Source organism: Chelativorans sp. J32 (assembly GCF_000518985.1).
Lineage (GTDB): Bacteria > Pseudomonadota > Alphaproteobacteria > Rhizobiales > Rhizobiaceae > Chelativorans.
In genome coordinates this window covers 15,792-36,061 of the sequence record NZ_JAEQ01000012.1, presented here as the reverse complement: position 1 = coordinate 36,061, position 20,270 = coordinate 15,792, and the positions used below count along the sequence as shown (strand labels likewise).

Genomic DNA, 20,270 nt, shown 5'->3' with positions numbered 1-20,270 from the left:
TGTCATTTTGTCACCGCATGCTGAAATCCAGGTTGGGGGTGTAGCCGGGCGAATTTTACCTGGCCTAGTCAAGGATAACTGACCGATGAGAAAACTGATTTTTGCCTCGATCTCGACCGTGGCCCTTTTGACTCTTGCAGCTTGCGACAACAACCAGGGCTCGCAGAGCGGCGGTGCGGACACCGGGACGACGAGCGCCACGCCCGCCCCCTCGACCGGCAACACCGGAACGGGCACGACGACAACGACACCGCCTAGCACCGGCGGCACGAGTGCACCTGCGCAGTGACGTAGAGGGGATGCGCTGGCAGTCGCTCGCGCGCCCTGCTCTATCTGTATTTCTGTCGTATTCGCAGCCAAGGCCTTCAGGCTGCGCAGCACTTGAATCATGCAACAAAAAAGGGGCACGACGTGCCCCTTTTTCATGCTGCTATCTTACCTGATCGAGCAAGCGCTTGCATTCCAGGAGATCGAACAGCGCTTCCTGAAGGAGTGCCCGGTTATCCCGCGAGAGTCGGCTGTCGTCCGGCGAGATCGGCCCCTCTTCATCACCGCGCCCGATTCCAAAAAAGCGGAGGCTGGGCTTCACCTTCGGCTTTCCGAGCACGAGCTCTTCTTCAGGCGCCCTGTCCGCGGTCTTCTGTTGCGCGATGACTTCGACCGCGGCGACGTCACCACGTCCGACGGCGGCGACGAATTGGTTCCCGTTTTCGCGAAGGAGCTTTTGCACCCCTTTGATCGTGTATCCCTGATCATAGAGCATATGCCGGATGCCTTTGATCAGTTCCACGTCCTGCGGCCGGTAGTAGCGACGGCCGCCGCCACGCTTGAGCGGCTTGATCTGAGAGAACCGCGTCTCCCAGAAACGCAGCACATGCTGCGGTAGATCGAGCTCCTCGGCAACCTCGCTGATGGTGCGGAATGCGTCCGGGCTTTTATCCATCCGGTATCGATCCTCTTGCGACTCAGGGCTTCAATTTTCGCGGCTTGGGCCAGAAACGCAAGGGGAACGCGCCATGATACGTGGCTTTGACACAGCCGGTGAAAAAGCCGGACTGTTCAAAACCGGTGAATTGTCGATCGAACCAGCTGGCGTCTTAAGAGGCTTCCCGCTTCAGGTCCCGCTCCTGATGTGCCTGCAATATCCTGCTCTTCAGCACATTCGAGGCCTTGAAGGTCATCACCCGCCGGGGAGAAATGGGCACCTCTTCGCCGGTCTTGGGATTACGGCCAATCCGCTCGTTCTTCTCGCGCACCTGGAAGGTGGCGAATGACGAAAGCTTCACGGTCTCACCGCGTACAATCGCGTCGCAAACCTCTTGAAGCACCATCTCGACGATCTGGGCCGACTCGGTGCGCGAAAGGCCCACCTTTCGATAGACAGCCTCGGCGAGATCGGCACGTGTCACCGTCTTACCCCCCATTCGGCCCTTCCCAATCCATTCGAAACTATTGAAAATACAGCGAGAGCGGAACGTTAAGAAATTGGGCGACCGAGGTCAAGAACCCTGCAGTGCCGCGTGTCCTTTAGAACGCACAAAGACTTACAGGATCTGCGCATCCTGCATTCCGAAAATCGGTACCGATTTTCGGGCCTATGCGCGGAGCAATAGTTGTCCGGCTACCACCGAAGAAGCACCGCACCCCAGGTAAAGCCGCCACCCATCGCTTCCAGCAGTACGAGATCGCCTTCCTTGATCTTCCCTTCGGAAACGGCCTGGTTGAGCGCTAGCGGTACGGAGGCGGCGGAAGTGTTCCCGTGCATATCCACGGTGATGACCACCTTTTCCTCGGCGATACCCAACTTCTTGGCTGAAGCGTCGATGATGCGCTTGTTGGCCTGGTGCGGAACGAACCAATCGATATCCTCGGCGGTTATCCCCGCCTGACCGAAGACGTCCTCGATCACATCGGTAATCATTCCGACAGCATGTTTGAACACCTCGCGCCCCTGCATGCGCAGATGGCCGACGGTCTGGGTTGTCGACGGGCCACCATCGACATAGAGCTTGTCCTTGTGCGATCCGTCCGAGCGCAGCGCCTCGGCCAGGATGCCGCGGTCGCTCATGGTTCCCTGCCCTTCCCGCGCTTCCAGGACGACGGCACCTGCGCCGTCGCCGAAGAGCACGCAGGTGGTGCGGTCCGTCCAGTCCAGGATGCGGGAGAAGGTCTCCGACCCGATCACCAGCGCACGCTTGGCAAGCCCGCCCCGGATATGCAGGTCAGCAGAGGTGATCGCATAGACGAAGCCGCTACAGACTGCCTGCATGTCGAAGGCAAAGCCCTGGCGCATCCCGAGCCGCTCCTGAATTTCGACGGCGGTGGCAGGGAACGTGTTGTTCGGCGTGGACGTCGCCACCACGATGAGGTCGATGTCGGCGGGGGTAAGGCCTGCGGCATCCAACGCGCGACGTGCCGCCGCTTCACCGAGCGAGGCCGTCGTTTCGTCATCCGATGCGATATGACGCTGGCGAATTCCCGTCCGCTGCGCGATCCACTCGTCGGACGTTTCCAGAAGCTTTTCGAAATCCTTGTTCGTCATGATTCGGCGCGGCAAAGCCGCACCAACGCCACGCACGGTGGATCTGATCATCCCGTTTTCCTACGCATTTGAGACGGCTCCGGTCGGTGCAACCGGGTAGCGCGCATGATAGAGATCGAGCGTGGCACGTGTCTTCTCGAACAAGCCGCTCTTCACCATCTCGTAAGTGAGCTCGACGGCCGCGGCGAATCCTTCTTCATCGGCAGCGCCGTGGCTCTTTACCACAATGCCCTTCAAACCAAGGAACACCCCGCCATTGGTCCTGCGCACGTCCATCTTCTCGCGCAGCCGCTGGAATGCGTCACGTGCGAACAGATAGCCGATCCTCGCCATCAGTGTCCGGCTCATCGCGGCACGCAGATATTCCGCTATCTGGCGTGCCGTTCCTTCGGCGGTCTTGAGCGCGATATTCCCCGCGAATCCTTCAGTGACGACGACGTCAACGGTCCCCTTCCCGATGTCGTCGCCCTCGACGAACCCGTGATACTGCATCGTATCGAGGGCGGCCTCGCGCAGCATGCGACCGGCCTCCTTGACCTCTTCCTGGCCTTTGATCTCCTCGACCCCGACATTGAGCAGACCGACTGTCGGCCGCTCTATATCGAAGAGTGCATTCGCCATTGCCGCCCCGAGAATCGCGAAATCAACAAGCTGCTGGGCATCGGCACCTATCGTCGCGCCCACGTCAAGCACAATGCTCTCGCCCCGGATCGTGGGCCATATGGCTGCAATCGCGGGCCTTTCGATATCGGCCATCGTGCGCAGGCAGAATTTGGACATGGCCATCAGCGCGCCGGTATTGCCGGCCGAGACACAGGCATCTGCCTCGCCATCCTTCACCGCCTCGATGGCCTTCCACATGGAGGATTTCCAGCGTCCGTTGCGCAGCGCCTGACTCGGCTTGTCATCCATGCGCACCGCGACCTCGCAATGGACGAAATCGCTTATCTCCTTGAGGCGTGGCAGCCGCTCCAAAACGGGCCGCACCTCATCTTCGCGGCCGAAGATGAGAAACCTCGCATCGGGGCGGCGTTCTGAAACCCGAAGCAGGCTCGGAAGCGTCACTTCGGGTCCATGATCTCCGCCCATTGCATCTATCGATATGCGTATCACGCGGCGTGCCTCAGCTGTCGAACGGAGCGGAGCCCCCGGAAAGCCCGGCGAAAATAGCGTTTTTGCGCGCCGGCACAACCTCGATTTCACCGCTTTTCACTTCGTTACCCATTTCCCTTGAGCTTCCTGAGTGCCTCATAAAGCGGGCCGCCCCCGGTTTCCTCCCCGCCTTCGGCCGGGCGATCCAGTTCCGATCCTTCCTTGCGGGGATAGGGATCGATGGCGAGTTCGAAAAACTCCTCGGCCAGTGCGCCCACATCGACCGAATCGCCTGAAAAGATTTCTGGCAGATCATCGCCCTCGGCTTGCAGGATGATTTCGGCATTTTCACCCTCGATACGGGCGAGTCGCGAGTTCTCCGGAACGAGGATGGCAGAGACATCCTCGTCTATCCGTGCCGCCAGTGGCTCGAGCGTGACCACACAGGCCTGTGTTATTTCCGCCTTTACACGGCCTGAGACCTGGATCCCGTCCTTTTTCCAGGGGCGCACGAGAAGCTCGGTCGAAAATTCTTCGACGGAAAGAAGCCCGTGCGCCTCCGCCAGCTGTCGGCGCTGCTCGGGATCGGCTGTAAATGTCGCCGTGATTCCTTTGGCGGGCAGGTTCCGTACATTGATCGAGTAAGAGACGGGACTCTTCTCCGGGTGAGGTTCCATCATGATCTCTCCTGCAACAGAGGCGGGAACGAAAGCCTGCCTGCAAGGAGATCCTCGTTCGACACTCCCGAAAGCAGGCGATGAGCCTCCACTACATAGGCAGCGATCGCTGCCGCTTCATTCCAGACGGCGCGCTCTGGTGCGATGTTCCGCCTTAAGGCATCCGCAAGGCCGGCCTCGTCGCCCGCGTCCACCGCCTTTCCATAAGCCGATAGCCTGCCGTAGAACATGCGCGCCAGCTTCTTCATGCGTTTGGGGACGCCAAGATCGCCGATCCCCAATTCTCTCAAGGAATGATCGACTTCGCGGAAGAAATAGTCGGTCAACTCCTGTGCCAAGTCCGCCGGCGCGCCGGTTTCCCCGCGCAGCCGGTGGAGAACGAGAAAGACGTGCAGTGCGACCATTTCGAAGCGGCCAAGAGGCGTGTCCGGCACCTGCCACTCCGAATAGAACTGGGGACGCCGCGCTGCCGCCACGATTTCCGCATAGAGCGCCTCCACAATGAGTCGGCGGGCGCGCCGTTGCGCGCCGAACGGCCACTGGAACATGAGGTCGCCTCCTTCGGCTGGGGGTTAATGTCCGATGCAGCGCGAACGGAAGCCTCGTCCAGTTGCATCGGCGCGAAAGCTGGTTTACCGGTTTTGCCGACCTGTGCAAGGTGACGGCCTTTCTCCAGACGGGCCAACAAAGCAAGGAGATGTCGTTGCGGGTACGGAAAATCAATGGGAGCCTTGCCTGCCGGGCGTTTCTCGCCGCGGCGGTCGGTGGTGCCGCTTTGGCGGTTTCTGGTTGCGGCAGCGTGTCCTCGACGCTCAGTGCGGGAGAGACTCTGACGCAAGGTTATGTCATCGATCCGCAGGCGCTGGAGCTGGTGCCGGTGGGTTCGAGCCGCGAGCAGGTGATGCTGGCGCTGGGCACGCCGTCGACAACGGCCACCTTCGACAATGAAGTTTTCTATTACATATCGCAAAAACGCGTCCGCGGGGCGGCCTTCATGAACCCGAGGCTGGTCGACCAGCAGGTGCTCGCGGTCTATTTCGGGCCAGACCAGCGCGTGAAGCAGATCGCCCATTATGGCCTTAAGGACGGCAAGGTGTTCGATTTCATCTCGCGCACGACGCCGACCGGCGGCCGCGACCAGAACTTCATCGCGCAGATGATTTCCGGTGTAGCCAAGGGTGCTCCGCCCTCAAACCCGCTGAGCGCCGTGGGTGGTGGCGGTCAATAGTGCCCCTTCTCAAGAAGAAGGCCCGCGGAAACCGCGGGCCTTCTTTTTTCGGGACCTGCCCCTGCTTCAGTGCGCAAGCACGGCAAGCAGAAGCAATGCCATGATGTTGGTGATCTTGATGGCAGGGTTCACGGCCGGGCCGGCGGTGTCCTTATAAGGATCTCCGACAGTGTCACCCGTCACGGAAGCCTTATGCGCATCCGACCCTTTCATGTGTTTCACGCCGTCCTTATCGACGAACCCGTCCTCGAAGCTCTTCTTGGCATTGTCCCAGGCGCCGCCGCCCGATGTCATGGAGATGGCGACGAACAGCCCGTTGACGATCACGCCAAGAAGCGAGGCACCGAGCGCCGCGAAGGCCGAAGCCTTGGAGCCCGAAATCAGAAGAACGCCAAAATAGACGACCAGCGGCGCAAGCACCGGCAGGAGCGAGGGGATGATCATTTCCCGGATCGCAGCCCTGGTGAGCATGTCCACCGCCCGCGCGTAATCGGGGCGTTCCTTGCCCTGCATGATTCCCGGCTTCTCCCGGAACTGCTTGCGCACCTCCTCCACTACGGCTCCGCCGGCGCGACCCACGGCCGTCATGGCCATGCCGCCGAAGAGATAAGGAATGAGACCGCCGAAGATCAGGCCGGCCACCACATAGGGGTTGGAGAGTGAGAAGGAGATATCGCCGACATTCGCGAAATAGGGGAACTCCGCGGAATTGGCTGCAAAATATTGCAGGTCGTAGGAATAGGCCGCGAAAAGGACGAGCGCACCGAGACCGGCGGAGCCGATTGCATACCCCTTGGTGACGGCCTTGGTGGTGTTGCCCACTGCGTCGAGCGCATCCGTCGATTGACGAACTTCCGGCGGCAGGCCTGACATTTCTGCGATACCGCCGGCATTGTCCGTCACAGGGCCAAAGGCATCGAGAGCGACGATCATGCCGGCAAGACCCAGCATGGTGGTCACGGCGATCGCCGTGCCGTAGAGGCCGCCGAGCTGATAGGTTGTGATGATGCCGCCTACGATCACGATTGCCGGAAGCGCCGTCGCTTCCAGCGATACGGCCAGCCCCTGGATCACATTCGTCCCGTGACCGGTCACGGAGGCCTGCGCGATCGAGTTCACCGGACGCTTGTTGGTGCCGGTGTAGTATTCGGTGATCACGACGATCAGCCCGGTGACGATAAGCCCGACAAGACCACACACGAACAAATTCGTTCCGTTGATGGTGATGCCGTTGACCGTGCCGATATCGCCCCATCCGATCGTGAGCGAGGTAGCTGCGCCGATGCCGAGGATGGTGAGCAGGCCTGTCACGATAAGGCCCTTGTAGAGAGCACCCATGATCGAGTTGTTCGTGCCGAGCTTCACGAAGAAGGTGCCGATGATGGAGGTGATGATGCAGGCGCCGCAGATGGCGAGCGGGTAAAGCATCACGCTTCCCAGCACGTCCGTTCCGGCGAAGAAGATGGCGCCGAGAACCATCGTGGCGACGACGGTCACCGCATAGGTCTCAAAAAGGTCGGCGGCCATGCCGGCACAGTCGCCGACATTGTCACCCACATTGTCGGCGATCGTGGCCGGGTTGCGCGGATCATCTTCGGGAATGCCCGCTTCCACCTTGCCGACGAGGTCGCCGCCCACATCCGCGCCCTTGGTGAAAATACCGCCGCCGAGACGGGCGAAAATCGAAATCAGCGAAGCGCCGAAGCCGAGCGCGACAAGCGCATCGATGACCTGGCGATCGGCCGGCGCGTAGCCCATGGGCCCGATCAGCACCCAGTAATAGACGGCGACACCGAGCAGCGCGAGGCCTGCCACCAACATGCCGGTGATCGCCCCCGACTTGAAGGCGAGATCAAGCCCGGCCGCAAGGCTCTTCGAGGCCGCCTGCGCCGTGCGGACATTGGCCCGGACGGAAACATGCATCCCGATGAAGCCGGCCATGCCGGAAAGTATTGCACCGATGAGGAAGCCTATTGCCGCTGCCCCGGTCAGCAGCCACCAGGCGAGGAGGAAGACGACCACGCCGACGATGGCGATGGTCGTGTATTGCCGCGTAAGATAAGCCTGCGCTCCCTCCCGAATGGCGCCGGCGATTTCCTGCATGCGCGCATTGCCCTGATCGGCGGCGAGCACCGATTGCGTAGCCCAGATGGCATAGAGGACAGAGAGCAGGCCGCAGGCGATGACAACGTAAAGCATGGTCATGCCAAAACAATCCCTTGATTTCGGCCCGCTGGAACCCCTCCCGGGCCTAGAGAAAGGCTGAAGCGTGTACATGCCGCAGCCCAGGGCGCTGACTTTGTGAAAGACACCGCGCCCCGTCAAGGTCTTCGTGCGACGAATATACGCAGGAGCCGGCCAGGGACGAAACGCCGCACCTTTTCAGGTGCTTTTTCAGGCGGAGCTGACCAACCGTCTGCGGCGCAGCACCAGAGCAGCCAGAATCACGAGGCAGGAACCGGCCACGGGGAAGATCACCCAATTCAGCGTCTCCCAGCCGAAGCCGTGATAAACCCGCCCCGACATGAAGGAAGAGAAGGCCACAGTCGAGAACAGCAGGAAATCGTGCATGCCCTCCACCTTGTTCTTTTCGGATGGGCGATAGCACTCGGCCACCATGGCGGTGGCGCCGATGAAACCGAAGTTCCAGCCGATCCCGAGAAGCACCAGCGCAAGCCAGAATTGCCAAAGCTCGATGCCCGAGAGCGACACGAGCCCACAAGCGATGAGCAGCACGAGTCCGGCCGCGACGATCGTCTCCTTACCGAATCGCGAGATCAAATTTCCGGTGAAGAAACTCGGAGCGAACATGGCGAGTACGTGCCAGGAAATCCCAAGCGTTGCCTGGTCCGGTGAGAAGCCGCAGCCCACCATCGCTAACGGCGCGCCGGTCATGACAAAGGTCATGAGCGCGAAGGAACTGACACCGCAGAAGAGGCCCGTCAGGAATCGCGGCTGCAAGAGGATCTCGCTTAGCTTCCGCGCCGGCTCGCCTTGCACCGGTGCGCCGGTTTTCACTTTGTCGTTGCTGATTTGCAGACGCGAAAGAATAACAGCGCCGATAAGCGACAGCCCGATGATCGATGCAAAAGCGCCGGCGAACATCACGGGCGCAAAGAGTTCGCGGGTGTGAATGGCGAGCTGGGGCCCGAGGATTGCGGATATCACCCCACCGCCGAGAACCCACGCAATGGCGCGCGGCTTGAAACTTGCTGGAGCATTGTCGGCCGCCGCGAAACGATATTGCTGGAGAAATGCATTCCCCGCACCGATGAAGAGCAGTCCTAACGTGAAGAACCAGAAGCTCGCCTGCAACAGGGCGAAGACCGCGATCGCAGCCCCGAGCGCAGTGACACCCGTTCCCGAAATGAAACCTTTGCGCCGTCCCAACGCACCCAACAGCATCGCTGCCGGTATGGCCGCCAGCGCGACGCCGATATTGAAGCCGGTTATGGGTGTGGTGGCCAGCGACTTGTCTGCGCCGAGGAGATAGCTCCCGGCCAGGCTTCCCATCGAGATCGCGATCGGGGCGGAGGAGCCGACAACCGCCTGCGCGGCCGCCAGGATCAGCGCGGTGTGCCTGGCCTCACGATAGAGGACGTCGGTGGTCACGAAGCATCCTTGCCCCTGCCTTCGCCCCGCACCCGGCGCGCGACACGGTCGAGAACGGCGTTGACAAGCTTGGGCTCCTCCTCCTCGCCATAGAACGCCTTTGCTATATCGAGATATTCGGAAACCACAACCGCGACAGGCACGTCCGAGCGTTTGGTCAATTCATAGACGCCAGCCCTCAAGATCGCACGCAGCGTCGAATCGAGGCGCGAGAGGGGCCAATCCTCCGTAAGCGACTGGCGAATGACCGGGTCGATGAAGGTCTGGTTTTCAATCACGCCGGAAAGAATCGCGCGGAACCATTGCGCGTCCGCCTCCCGGTAGAGATTGCCGTCGATTTCCTTGCCGAGGCGGAAGGCCTCGTATTCAGCGGTGGTCTCCAGAAGACCCGTGCCAGCCACATCCATTTGGTAAAGCGCTTGCACGGCCGCAAGACGCGCCGCGCCCCGCTTGTTGGCAGGACGGAAGTTGCCGATGCGGCCTTGTTCGGCGGGTTTGGTCAAGGCTTACGCTCCAAGGCGTTCTTGAGTTCGATCATGCGAAGCGCAGCCTCTGCAGCGCCGCGCCCTTTTCCCACCCCTTCGATGGTTCCAGTCTCCGGACGTCCCTTTATGCGCGCCCAGGCCTGCTCCTCATTTTCGACGGTGAGGATGCCGTTTCCGATGGCGAGCCCGCGGGTCAGCGCGAGATCCATGATCCCGCGTGCGGATTCGTTCGAAACGATCTCGAAATGATAGGTCTCGCCGCGGATCACACAGCCAAGCGCGACAAAGCCGTCATAGGCCCTGGCACCCTTCTGCGCGGCCTGATGGGCGAGCGCTATGGCTCCGGGGATTTCCAGAGCGCCCGGCACGGTCACGACATCATAGGTTGCGTCGGCTTCGTCCAGCGCTTCCTTGGCCGATTGGAGGAGGCCATCGGCGAGGTCGTCGTAAAAACGCGCTTCGACGATGAGGATTCTTGTCTTGTCTGTCATCTTTCACTCCGGGCGAGAGGAGCCCGATTAGGCCTCTTTGGCCGCCTCCGCAAGACGCGCAGCATAGCGCGCCATGGTGTCGACCTCGAAATTGACCTTGTCGCCCACCTGCCGTTGGCCCCAGGTCGTCACCGCGAGCGAGTGATGGATCAGGAGCACATCGAAACGGTCGCCGTCGACGCGGTTCACCGTAAGTGATGTGCCATCAAGGGCAACTGAGCCCTTCGGGGCGACGAACCTCGACAATTCCTTCGGCGCTTCAAGAACAAAGCGGACCGCGTCCCCTTCATCCCTTCTCTCCAGAATCACTGCCGTGCCGTCGACATGGCCTGAGACGATATGTCCCCCGAGTTCGTCGCCGATCTTGAGCGCCCGCTCCAGATTGACGCGCGTTCCTTCACGCCATTGACTGACGGTGGTGAGTTGAAGCGCCTCGTCCCACGCCTCTACCTCGAACCAGCGCCGGTTAGAACCGCCGTCCGGGAGTTCCACGACCGTCAGACACACGCCGGCACAAGCGATGGAGGCGCCGATCGCGATCGTCTCCGGATCGTAGTTCGTTTCGATCCTGATCCGCAGGCCCTTCTGAAGCGATGCAATCCGCTGAACGGTACCCACATCCGTCACGATGCCCGTGAACATCAAGCCCTCACATATTCGAAATAGAGATCGCCGCCGAAGCGTGCCTCGCGCCGCTTTGCAAAGCCCGACGGGATATGGTCCAGGTCTATCGGAGAGGCAATCCCCTGTCCCCCGATTTCGCCTGGGCCGACGAAAAGACACAGGCGGTCCACCAAACCCTCGCCCAGGAATTCGCCCGCGGTGAAGGCGCCACCTTCCACCATGAGTGTCGAAATGCCGCGCGCGGCCAGATCCTCCAGCAGTTCGGGCAAAGCAATATGGCCCTCAAAGGTTTCCACGCCCAGAAGCTCCGCGCCCGCCGCCAGTAGCGCCGCACGTCGTTCAGGGCTTACGTCCTTCGCAGCGGTGACCCAAAGCGGCACCTCGGGCGCACTGCGCGCAAGCGTCGAGGCCGGCGGCAAACGCAGGTCACGGTCGAGCACGATCCTTGTGGGAGAGCGCCCCTCCAGTCCGGGAAGGCGGCAGGTGAGCAATGGATCGTCGGCAAGCGCCGTGCCGATGCCGATCAGGATGGCGTCGGCCTCGGCGCGCATGAGGTGGACCTGGCGGCGGGCGGTCTCCTCAGTGATACGCACCTGCCCCTGCCCTGCCCGCCCGATCTTTCCGTCTACGGAAAGCGCAAGTTTCAGAGTTACTTCTGGCCGCTTCTTTATAGATCTGATGAGGTACCCGGCCAGAAGATCGGCTGCTTCTTCGGCCAGTATCCCCTCCAGCACTTGGATCCCGGCGTTGCGCAACATCGCATAGCCCTTTCCGCTCACACGCGGGTCGGGATCGCTGGCAGCGCCCACCACGCGGGCAATGCCTGCGGTAATCAAGGCTTCCGAACATGGAGGCGTGCGGCCATGATGCGCGCAGGGCTCAAGAGTGACATATGCGGTGGCGCCGTGCGCTGCCTCGCCCGCTTCTTCGAGCGCCTGCGTTTCGGCATGAGGCCGGCCACCCAGGGCCGTCACACCGCGCCCGACGATCTGCTGCCCGTTCCCGTCGTCTCTGACGATCAGGCAACCCACGGACGGATTGGTTCCGGTCAGGCCCAAATGCCGGCGTGACAGGCGGATCGCTGCCGCCATCAAGCGGCGGTCATTCTCGTTTCCCGAAACACCCGACATCCTAGAAGCCCCGATTTGGCGGGGCGAACGCCCGCCTATTCCAATTCCGGCTCGCCCCGCAGCTCGCCCAGCACGTCCTGGAAGTCCTTGGCTTCCCGGAAGTTACGGTAGACGGAAGCGTAGCGCACATAAGCCACGTCATCGAGGGACTTGAGCGCCTCCATAACGAGCAGGCCGATCTCGCCCGTGTTCACTTCGTTCTCGCCCGAGCTTTCGAGCTGGCGCACGATGCCGGTCACCGCGCGCTCGATCCGCTCGGGGTCCACATTGCGCTTTCTGAGCGCGATTTCGAACGAGCGGTGCAGCTTGTCGCGATCGAAGGGCACCTTGCGGCCCGTTTTCTTCACCACCACGAGGTCACGTAGCTGCACGCGCTCGAATGTGGTGAAGCGACCTCCGCAAACCGGGCAGGCGCGGCGGCGGCGGATCGCGGCGCCGTCTTCAGCGGGCCGCGAATCCTTCACCTGCGTGTCTTCGGATTGGCAGTAGGGGCAGCGCATCTCGTCCCTTTGTCGGTAATACCCTTCGCGGGCTCATCCCAGATATGGGTAGAGCGGGAAGCGTTCGGTAAGGGCAATCACCTTGTTCTTCACAGCTTCCTCGACGGCGAGATTGCCGTCGTCGGAATTGGCTGCCCTAAGCCCGTCCAGAACCTCGGCAATCAGTTTGCCGATCTCGCCGAACTCCGCCTCGCCGAAGCCGCGCGTCGTACCCGCGGGCGTGCCAAGCCGGATGCCCGATGTGACAAACGGCTTTTCGGGATCGAAAGGAATGCCATTCTTGTTGCAGGTGATGTTGGCGCGGCCCAGAGCAGCCTCGGCGCGCTTGCCGGTGGCGTTCTTCGGCCTCAGATCCACCAGCATCAAGTGGTTATCCGTTCCGCCGGAGACGATTTCCAATCCGGTTTCCTGAAGGCTGGCAGCGAGAGCGCGGGCGTTTGCCACCACCTGATGTGCATAGGTCTTGAATCCAGGCTGCAGCGCTTCGCCCAGGGCCACGGCCTTGGCTGCGATCACATGCATGAGCGGTCCGCCCTGCAGGCCGGGGAACACAGCGGAATTCACCTTCTTGGCGATCGCTTCGTCATTGGTCAGCACCATGCCGCCGCGCGGGCCGCGCAACGACTTATGCGTCGTCGTGGTAACCACATGCGCGTGGGGCAATGGAGAAGGATGCGCGCCGCCTGCCACGAGCCCCGCAATATGGGCCATATCGACCATCAGGTAGGCGCCGACGCTGTCGGCGATTTCCCGGAAGCGCTTCCAATCCCAAATGCGCGAATAGGCGGTGCCGCCAGCCAGGATCAGCTTCGGCTTGTGCTCCTGGGCCAAGCGCTCCACCTCGTCCATGTCGAGGAGGTGATCGTCGCGGCGAACGCCGTAGGAGACGACGTTGAACCACTTTCCCGACATGTTGACGGGCGAGCCGTGGGTGAGGTGACCGCCGGAATTCAGGTCGAGCCCCATGAAGGTGTCGCCCGGCTGGAGCAGCGCCAGGAACACGGCCTGGTTCATCTGGCTGCCGGAATGGGGCTGCACATTGGCGAACTCGCAGTTGAAGAGCTTCTTGGCGCGTTCGATCGCCAACTCCTCCACCACGTCCACGAACTGGCAACCGCCATAGTAACGCTTGCCCGGGTAGCCTTCCGCATATTTGTTCGTAAGCACTGTACCTTGGGCTTCAAGCACCGCACGCGAAACGATGTTCTCCGACGCGATCAGCTCGATTTCGTGCCGCTGACGGCCGAGTTCGTTGCGAATCGCCGAAAAGATCTCGGGATCGGCCTGCTCGAGTGGCCTGGAAAAAAAGCTTTCGGTCTCGGCCGCTGCGGTCGATGCGTGTGCCATTGCAATCACCCTTTGTGAGGCTCTTCTATGGGCGGAGCCCGGGCATTAGCATTTTTCCGCGCCGGTAACCACGTCCCCGAGCGGTATTTTTTCACCTTTGGTGGGGTTCGGCGCCTGGCAAAAAGGCCGCCCTATCGGCGGCCTTCCCGAAAAAACCCGATGGGTCGGGCGATCAGATCGCGGTCGAGATTTGCAGTTCCGCGGCGCCGTCAAACCCGTAGATGTCATCGCGGAAATGGACCACCCCATCGCCGGTCGACCATGCGGAGACATAGGAGAAATAGACCGGCACCGGTTCGGCCACATTGATGTGAATGTCTTCCTGCGACTGGATGGTGGTCTCGATCTGCCGGCGATCCCAACCCGGCGTGTCACGCAGGATCCACGCCACGAGGTCACGCACGTTCTGGACGCGCACGCAACCGGAGGAGTGGAAGCGCTCCTGATCGCGGAACAGGTTCTGCTGCGGCGTGTCGTGCATATAAACCGCATGCTGGTTCGGGAAATTGATCTTCACTGAAGCCATGGCGTTGATCTTGCCAGGATCCTGGCGGAACCGGTACTTAGCCGCCTCTTCCGTCGACCAATCCACCGTCAGCGGATCGACCTCGCGCCCGTCCGGCGCGATCATGCGAATATTGTTGTTGGTCAGATAATTGGGATCCTTCCGCATCAGCGGAATGATGTCCTTGCGCACGATCGAGACCGGCGCGTTCCAGTAGGGATTGAGGATAATCTCATTGATCTTGGAACTGAGGACCGGCGTCTGCCGATCGATCTTGCCCACCACGGCAGTGTGGCGCGAAACGACACGGCCATTTTCCACGGCCTCGATCTGCGCGGCCGGGATGTTCACCATCACGAAGCGCTGACCCAGCGGTTTCGTCGTCATCTCCCGCAGGCGGCCGAGATTGGTCTGAAGCTGACCAAGCCTCACCGGAGCGGAGACGTTCATGGACGAGAAGGTGTATCTTCCCGTGACACCGTCGGCCGGAAGGCCGTGACGAACCTGGAAGCGCTTCAACGCCTCATCCACATAGGAGTCGAAGGCAGGCGACATGCCGGCGCGCGGCGAAAGGTCGCCGGAGACCATCAGGCGGCGGCGCAGCACCTCCACGTCGGGATCGATGACGCCGAGCTGCAGCTTCTTTGTCGCAGGGACCATAGGCCAGCCCCCGCTTGCAACGATGTTGGAATAGGCGACGATGGCCTGCTCAACATAGCTCGCCGTTTCCGGGCTGAGGACCGGGAGAGTGGACACCACCCTGTCCCTGCCGCTGCTCACCTGGGCATCGAACTGATCGTCCCACGCGCCTCTGCGGGGGGCGTTGATGATGGCGTCGAAAGCGGACTGCGCACTCGCAGAACCCGCAACAGCCGCAGCTGCAGCAGCTCCGGCTCCGCTCAGGAATACACGGCGACTGGTCTTCATCTCCGATCCTCTAACTCAGGGGCAATGGCCTGCGGCCGAGACTCGCCGAAATAAGGTTAATTTTTCGCCAACAGAGTGCCGCGTGGCGACTTGGAACTGCGACATTCCATCAGCGACGGCGTATTCCTCCATTTCGCTCAATTGTGTTATTAGCGTGACGCGCGGGACAACTCCCCCAGCCAAACGCGGTTCCCCGCAGCAAATCGAAGGCCGGCGCCTTTCGGACACCGGCCTTAAATCAATGATCACAAGTTGCAGTAACCGGTCGCCCCCGGCTGTCAAACAGGCACCCGGTTACATGCGATATGCGATCGTGTCGTTCCAGAAGCGATCGAGCCGCTGAAGCGCCTTGTTCATCTGCTGGAATTCTTCCACCTTGATGCCGCCCACCTGCTCGATCGAGCCGATATGCCGATCGTAAAGGCGCGAGACGACATCCGCGATCTCCTGGCCCTTCGGGGTCAGGCTGATGCGGACCGAACGCCGGTCGACGCGCGAGCGCTGATGATGGATGAAACCCATGTCTACGAGCTTCTTCAGATTGTAGGAGACGTTGGAGCCGAGATAGTAACCGCGCGAGCGCAGTTCCCCGGCAGTCAGTTCCGCATCGCCTATATTGAAGAGCAACAGCGCCTGAATGGCGTTGATGTCGCTGCGGCCCTGCCGCTCGAACTCGTCCTTGATGACATCGAGAAGGCGACGATGCAGCTTCTCGACGAGGTGCAGGGCTTCGAGATAGAGGGAGCGCAGCCCTGTTTCGCGCTCTTCATGGATAGACCCGTCCTGGGTCGCGGATCGCGAGTTGATCATAACTGGTGCCTTTCGTTTTGACGCCGGTGATTTTTTTGTTTTTCACCTGGGGCCACCGTAGCGAGGGCACCTAAAATTCGACTTAAACGCCAAGCTTAACAACGCATTACACCAGGAAGCCTGCATATAGGGCTAAAAAGGCGTTAACCTGGGTTAATCCGCCGCCGCTCCACGTGATAAAGGATCCGCAGGGCGGTATAGCAGAGCGCCACGGCGAGGTGGAGCACAAGGACGAGATAATGCTGCCCGTATAGTTCCGGGAAAAACCCGTACATGACGATTTCCGCCGCGGCGCAAATGAACCAGACGACCGGCCCCCAGGATGCAAGCATCCACAGCCCGACAGCGGCAAAAGGAAAAAGGACAGCAAGGGGAACTGCTGCCACCTGCCAATAATATGGCATCAAATCGAACCGCCAGGCTGGGCCGTCGAAGAAGCCGAGCAGCCGCACCCAATAGCCGATGCCTTCGACCAGGCAGGCGAGCGCCACAGTACGCTGCAGCAGTTCCAGCGCACTTTCATAAGGGGATGGCCGGATCAGCAGCCGGGTGGCGACCTCGTCGCTCACAGTTCCAGTTCTCCTTCTTCCAGAGGCGCAAAGAAGCCTTCGATGACCGCCGGATCGACCTCGTCAATGGAAGCCGGACTCCAGTCCGGATCCTTGGTCTTATCGACGACGGCGGCACGAATCCCTTCATAGAAATCGCGGTTCGCCAGCATACGGTTCAGAATCCTGAACTCCATGCGCATGCACTCGTCCATGGAGAGCATCGCGCCGTAATTGATAGCACGAAACGCCACATGCAAGCTGGTCGGCGAGCGCATTCGAATGATGCGGAGCGTTTCGCTAGCGAATTCCTCGCCTTCGCCCGCAGCCCCTTCAAGGCTCAGGATGCAGTCCTCTAGGGAGCCCAGGGAAAAATGCCGCTCGATGGCATGGAAGCTCGCCTCGTCGCCTTCGGCGGGAACGTCCTTCGAGAATTCAGCCAGCGCCCCCTCCACATCCCCCGCTTGGACGAGTTTCTCAAGCAGAGCGGGCATATCGGCCGAAGCCACCGCATTAGTGGCAATCCCGACCCTTAGGGCATCACCATAACCGATGCGGTTACCCGTCAGCCCGAGATACATGCCATATGCGCCGAGGCGCGAAAGAAGATAGCTGCCTCCAACATCCGGAAAGAAGCCTATGCCCACTTCCGGCATGGCGAAGACGGCCTTTTCGGTCATCACCCGGTGCGAGCCGTGGCACGACACTCCCACGCCTCCGCCCATCACGACACCGTCGATCAGGGCCACATAGGGCTTGGCGTAGCGGGCAATATAGGCATTGAGGCGGTATTCGTCGGCGAAGAATGCAGCCGAAGCGTTGCCAAGACCTGCCTTGTGGACCTCGACGATATCCCCGCCCGCCGAAAAAGCGCGCCCGTTGCCCCGGATGGCGACAAATCGGATGGACTCGTCAGCCTCCCATTCGGAAAGCCTCCCGCTCAGGGCGTTGATCATGTTGTGGTTCAGAGCATTCAGCGCAGCAGGCCGGTTGAGCGTGATGAGGCCCGTTCCACCCCGTCGCTCAAAGAGCACCTCATCGTCACTGACGAATTCCTGGGCCAAATCAGATTTCCTCCCCGCGACGCCAGGTTATCATAGAAGGTGATTAGGGGCGGGGCCGAGTCGCGTCAATCCGATCCCTTCCTTTCACTTCCTGCGGCAAAAACGTTCCACGGCTGTTGTTGTTCGTCGCCGCGGGAGCGTGATAAAAGCCACGCAAGCAGGAGTAGTGCCTTGAACAAATTCAGCCGCATCAAAACAGACACAATCCGCAGTGTCGACGAGATTACCGGAAGCAGGCGGCTGAGACGAATGCGCAAGGCGCCTTGGTCGCGCCGGCTCGTGCAAGAAAACCACCTGCGTGTGGATGACCTCATCTGGCCGATCTTCCTTGTGGAAGGCGAAGACCGGAAAGAACCGGTGGAGGCGATGCCCGGCGTTTTCCGTTACTCGGTCGATTTGGCCGTTCGTGAAGCCGAACGCGCGGCGAAGCTCGGGATTCCCGCCATTGCGACCTTCCCGAATATCGGCCTTGGAAAGCGCGATGCCACAGGATCCGCCATCCTTGATCCCGATAACCTCATTAACCAGGCAAGCCGCAGCATCAAGGCTGCCGTGCCGGAGATCGGCATCATTACGGACGTGGCGCTCGATCCCTTCACCAACCATGGCCATGACGGCATCCTGCGCGACGGCATCATCGTCAACGATGAGACGGTGGCTCAGGTAGCAGAAGCAGCGGTGCTCCAGGCGGCGGCCGGCGCCGATATCATCGCCCCTTCGGAAATGATGGACGGGCGGATCGGCGCTATCCGCGACGCACTGGATGCCAACGGGTTCCAGGACGTGGCGATCATGTCCTATGCGACCAAGTTCGCATCCGCCTTCTATGGTCCCTATCGTGAAGCGATCGGCACCGGCGGGCTGCTCAAGGGCGACAAGAAGACCTATTACGTCGATCCTGCCAATACGGACGAGGCGGTGCGGGAGGCCGAGCAAGATCTGCTCGAGGGCGCGGACATGCTTATGGTGAAGCCCGGCCTGCCCTATCTGGATATCATTCACCGGCTCAAGGACGAATTTTCCATCCCCACCTTCGCCTATCAGGTGTCGGGCGAGTATTCGATGATCAAGGCTGCCGCCGCGAATGGCTGGCTCGACGGCGAGAAGGCGATGCTCGAAACCTTGCTTGCCTTCAAGCGCGCGGGCTGCGACGGCATTCTTACTTATTTCGCCCCCGAGGTGGCCCAGCTTCTTCGCGACTAGCGCCTTGAAAACGCCCGCGGCATCACCATTTCTTCCGCGTTGCATTGGTTTTTAAAGGCGTAATTATGGTTGCAAAAACAATTGATCATGCTCCCCGGGAGGAGCGTTTCGACGCGCGGAGTTTCAGCGGGGTGCTGACGCGCCGCTCCGTGGCATTTTTTATCGATTACCTGCTGATCGGCTTGCTACTCATCCCGGTCGGGCTTCTTGTTTTCGTCCTCGGTGTCTTCACCATCGGGCTTGGATGGTTGCTGTTCGGCATTCTTGGCCCTCTCACGGCACTCCTTTACGTAGCATGGACCCTCGGAGGCCGGCACCAGTCAACGCTTGGAATGAGGATGATGGGAATCCGGCTTGAGCGGATGGACGGCGAACGGGTCGACTGGATGCTTGCCGTGGTGCACACGGTGCTTTTCTGGGCCGGAAACGCGATCCTCACTCCCTTCATCCTGCTGGTCGCCCTTTTCACCGATTACAAGCGGACATTGCACGATATCCTGCTTGGAACCGTCGTCGTGCGCGCGAATTGATTGGGAAACCCTGTTGCAGCCCGGCAGGGCCGCAACAATCCCATTGACCTTTTTGAGCTAGAGTTCATGGTAATATCGGTCTTGTAGGAGAAAGACCCTGGATCCGTTCCGGGAGGCTTTAGGATCGGATCCACCAGCTAAGGGGCACAGGAGAACGCCCGCAAACGATGACGCAGCACCCGACGCAATCGCCGCAGTTCTTTCTCACCGCACCTTCGCCCTGCCCCTATCTCGAAGGACAATTTGAGCGAAAGGTTTTCACCCACCTCGTGGGTGCAAAGGCTCCCGAACTCAACGACCTTCTGACGCAGGGCGGTTTCCGGCGCTCGCAGAACATCGCCTATCGGCCCGCCTGCGAGACGTGCCGTGCCTGTGTTTCCGTGCGCATCCTCGCCCAGCAGTTCAAGCCGTCGAAGAACATGCAGCGGGTCCTCAAGGTCAACGCCGACCTGATAGGTACGGCGCACCGGGCCGAGCCGTCGACGGAGCAGTATTCACTTTTCCGCGCCTATCTCGATGCACGCCACCGGCGTGGCGGCATGTCGGATATGACGGTGCTCGATTACGCGATGATGGTCGAGGACAGCCATGTGGATACCAAGATCATCGAATACCGGCGGCGGGGTCCGGATTCCTTTGTCACCGGCAAGGGCGAAGGCGAGCTGATTGCGGTTGCCTTGACCGATCAGATGGCGGATGGTCTGTCCATGGTCTATTCCTTCTACAATCCGGAGATGCAGGAGCGCTCGCTCGGCACATTTATGATTCTGGATCATATAAGGCGGGCAAATGCAGCCGGGCTGCCGCATGTCTATCTCGGGTACTGGGTGAACGGCTCGCGCAAGATGGCTTACAAGGTGCGCTTCACGCCCCAGGAGCATCTCGGCCCGAACGGCTGGGAACGCTATGAATAGCCGGTAGCGGGCTCCTCCACCTTGTCCACCCGCGAGATCGG

General features: G+C 60.8%; 23 protein-coding genes. 5 read left to right on the top strand and 18 right to left on the bottom strand.

What is annotated here, in order from left to right; genetic code table 11:
- The first annotated feature begins 85 nt into the window (after positions 1 to 85).
- A complete protein-coding gene (locus CHEJ32_RS0115490; protein ID WP_028034608.1) occupies positions 86 to 289 on the top strand; it encodes a hypothetical protein in 204 nt (67 codons plus the stop codon).
- Between the two features lie 141 nt (positions 290 to 430).
- Here CHEJ32_RS0115490 and CHEJ32_RS0115485 read toward each other — a convergent pair whose 3' ends face one another.
- The 6 genes from CHEJ32_RS0115485 to CHEJ32_RS0115455 all read right to left on the bottom strand — a co-directional run bounded on the left by CHEJ32_RS0115485 (position 431) and on the right by CHEJ32_RS0115455 (position 4,859).
- Complete coding sequence (locus CHEJ32_RS0115485; RefSeq protein ID WP_028034607.1) at positions 431 to 943, bottom strand: MerR family transcriptional regulator; 513 nt, start codon at positions 941 to 943, stop codon at positions 431 to 433.
- Positions 944 to 1,097: 154 nt separating this feature from the next.
- Positions 1,098 to 1,424, bottom strand: coding sequence for an integration host factor subunit alpha (locus CHEJ32_RS0115480; RefSeq protein WP_028034606.1), 327 nt, complete (start codon positions 1,422 to 1,424; stop codon positions 1,098 to 1,100).
- A gap of 197 nt (positions 1,425 to 1,621) precedes the next feature.
- Positions 1,622 to 2,593 carry a beta-ketoacyl-ACP synthase III gene (locus CHEJ32_RS0115475; RefSeq protein WP_028034605.1) on the bottom strand — a complete coding sequence of 324 codons (972 nt, stop codon included), beginning with the start codon at positions 2,591 to 2,593 and terminating at the stop codon, positions 1,622 to 1,624.
- A gap of 9 nt (positions 2,594 to 2,602) precedes the next feature.
- Positions 2,603 to 3,655, bottom strand: coding sequence for a phosphate acyltransferase PlsX (gene plsX / locus CHEJ32_RS0115470; protein ID WP_028034604.1), 1,053 nt, complete (start codon positions 3,653 to 3,655; stop codon positions 2,603 to 2,605).
- Positions 3,656 to 3,759: 104 nt separating this feature from the next.
- A complete protein-coding gene (locus CHEJ32_RS24980) occupies positions 3,760 to 4,311 on the bottom strand; it encodes a DUF177 domain-containing protein (protein WP_034658592.1) in 552 nt (183 codons plus the stop codon).
- Complete coding sequence (locus tag CHEJ32_RS0115455) at positions 4,311 to 4,859, bottom strand: ubiquinol-cytochrome C chaperone family protein (protein WP_028034603.1); 549 nt, start codon at positions 4,857 to 4,859, stop codon at positions 4,311 to 4,313. The genes CHEJ32_RS24980 and CHEJ32_RS0115455 overlap by 1 nt, the downstream gene beginning before the upstream one ends.
- Before the next feature lie 149 nt (positions 4,860 to 5,008).
- Here CHEJ32_RS0115455 and CHEJ32_RS0115450 point away from each other — a divergent pair, with 149 nt between their 5' ends.
- Positions 5,009 to 5,539: an outer membrane protein assembly factor BamE gene (locus tag CHEJ32_RS0115450; RefSeq protein ID WP_028034602.1), complete on the top strand. Its 531-nt coding sequence runs from the start codon at positions 5,009 to 5,011 to the stop codon at positions 5,537 to 5,539.
- 66 nt (positions 5,540 to 5,605) lie between these two features.
- Here CHEJ32_RS0115450 and CHEJ32_RS0115445 read toward each other — a convergent pair whose 3' ends face one another.
- From CHEJ32_RS0115445 to CHEJ32_RS0115390, 12 genes are all read right to left on the bottom strand, one after another.
- The gene (locus CHEJ32_RS0115445; RefSeq protein WP_028034601.1) at positions 5,606 to 7,744 is read right to left on the bottom strand and encodes a sodium-translocating pyrophosphatase; all 2,139 of its coding nucleotides are present in this window, start codon (positions 7,742 to 7,744) and stop codon (positions 5,606 to 5,608) included.
- A 189-nt stretch (positions 7,745 to 7,933) separates the two neighbouring features.
- Positions 7,934 to 9,151, bottom strand: coding sequence for an MFS transporter (locus CHEJ32_RS0115440; protein ID WP_028034600.1), 1,218 nt, complete (start codon positions 9,149 to 9,151; stop codon positions 7,934 to 7,936).
- Positions 9,148 to 9,654 (bottom strand): transcription antitermination factor NusB, encoded by a 507-nt coding sequence (nusB, locus tag CHEJ32_RS0115435; RefSeq protein WP_028034599.1) that lies wholly within the window; start codon positions 9,652 to 9,654, stop codon positions 9,148 to 9,150. The genes CHEJ32_RS0115440 and nusB overlap by 4 nt, the downstream gene beginning before the upstream one ends.
- Positions 9,651 to 10,127 (bottom strand): 6,7-dimethyl-8-ribityllumazine synthase, encoded by a 477-nt coding sequence (gene ribH / locus CHEJ32_RS0115430; RefSeq protein WP_028034598.1) that lies wholly within the window; start codon positions 10,125 to 10,127, stop codon positions 9,651 to 9,653. Before ribH ends, nusB begins: the two co-directional genes overlap by 4 nt.
- 27 nt (positions 10,128 to 10,154) lie before the next feature.
- On the bottom strand, positions 10,155 to 10,769 hold the full coding sequence (locus CHEJ32_RS0115425; RefSeq protein WP_028034597.1) for a riboflavin synthase: 615 nt from the start codon (positions 10,767 to 10,769) through the stop codon (positions 10,155 to 10,157).
- Positions 10,769 to 11,881 (bottom strand): bifunctional diaminohydroxyphosphoribosylaminopyrimidine deaminase/5-amino-6-(5-phosphoribosylamino)uracil reductase RibD, encoded by a 1,113-nt coding sequence (gene ribD / locus CHEJ32_RS0115420; RefSeq protein ID WP_028034596.1) that lies wholly within the window; start codon positions 11,879 to 11,881, stop codon positions 10,769 to 10,771. Before ribD ends, CHEJ32_RS0115425 begins: the two co-directional genes overlap by 1 nt.
- 35 nt (positions 11,882 to 11,916) lie before the next feature.
- Positions 11,917 to 12,381, bottom strand: coding sequence for a transcriptional regulator NrdR (nrdR, locus tag CHEJ32_RS0115415; RefSeq protein ID WP_028034595.1), 465 nt, complete (start codon positions 12,379 to 12,381; stop codon positions 11,917 to 11,919).
- A 33-nt stretch (positions 12,382 to 12,414) separates the two neighbouring features.
- Positions 12,415 to 13,728 (bottom strand): serine hydroxymethyltransferase, encoded by a 1,314-nt coding sequence (gene glyA / locus CHEJ32_RS0115410; protein ID WP_034658590.1) that lies wholly within the window; start codon positions 13,726 to 13,728, stop codon positions 12,415 to 12,417.
- 172 nt (positions 13,729 to 13,900) lie between these two features.
- Positions 13,901 to 15,160 carry a murein L,D-transpeptidase gene (locus CHEJ32_RS0115405; RefSeq protein WP_028034593.1) on the bottom strand — a complete coding sequence of 420 codons (1,260 nt, stop codon included), beginning with the start codon at positions 15,158 to 15,160 and terminating at the stop codon, positions 13,901 to 13,903.
- A gap of 294 nt (positions 15,161 to 15,454) precedes the next feature.
- Complete coding sequence (ldtR, locus tag CHEJ32_RS0115400; RefSeq protein ID WP_028034592.1) at positions 15,455 to 15,970, bottom strand: transcriptional regulator LdtR; 516 nt, start codon at positions 15,968 to 15,970, stop codon at positions 15,455 to 15,457.
- 143 nt (positions 15,971 to 16,113) lie between these two features.
- A complete protein-coding gene (locus tag CHEJ32_RS0115395; protein ID WP_028034591.1) occupies positions 16,114 to 16,539 on the bottom strand; it encodes a DUF6163 family protein in 426 nt (141 codons plus the stop codon).
- The gene (locus tag CHEJ32_RS0115390) at positions 16,536 to 17,582 is read right to left on the bottom strand and encodes an enoyl-CoA hydratase/isomerase family protein (protein ID WP_028034590.1); all 1,047 of its coding nucleotides are present in this window, start codon (positions 17,580 to 17,582) and stop codon (positions 16,536 to 16,538) included. The genes CHEJ32_RS0115395 and CHEJ32_RS0115390 overlap by 4 nt, the downstream gene beginning before the upstream one ends.
- 171 nt (positions 17,583 to 17,753) lie before the next feature.
- Between CHEJ32_RS0115390 and hemB the strand changes: the two genes are divergently transcribed.
- The 3 genes from hemB to CHEJ32_RS0115375 all read left to right on the top strand — a co-directional run bounded on the left by hemB (position 17,754) and on the right by CHEJ32_RS0115375 (position 20,229).
- Positions 17,754 to 18,785: a porphobilinogen synthase gene (hemB, locus tag CHEJ32_RS0115385; RefSeq protein ID WP_028034589.1), complete on the top strand. Its 1,032-nt coding sequence runs from the start codon at positions 17,754 to 17,756 to the stop codon at positions 18,783 to 18,785.
- 65 nt (positions 18,786 to 18,850) lie between these two features.
- The gene (locus CHEJ32_RS0115380; RefSeq protein ID WP_028034588.1) at positions 18,851 to 19,315 is read left to right on the top strand and encodes an RDD family protein; all 465 of its coding nucleotides are present in this window, start codon (positions 18,851 to 18,853) and stop codon (positions 19,313 to 19,315) included.
- A gap of 167 nt (positions 19,316 to 19,482) precedes the next feature.
- Positions 19,483 to 20,229, top strand: a complete 747-nt coding sequence (locus tag CHEJ32_RS0115375) for an arginyltransferase (protein WP_028034587.1) — start codon at positions 19,483 to 19,485, stop codon at positions 20,227 to 20,229.
- The last annotated feature ends 41 nt before the right edge of the window (positions 20,230 to 20,270 follow it).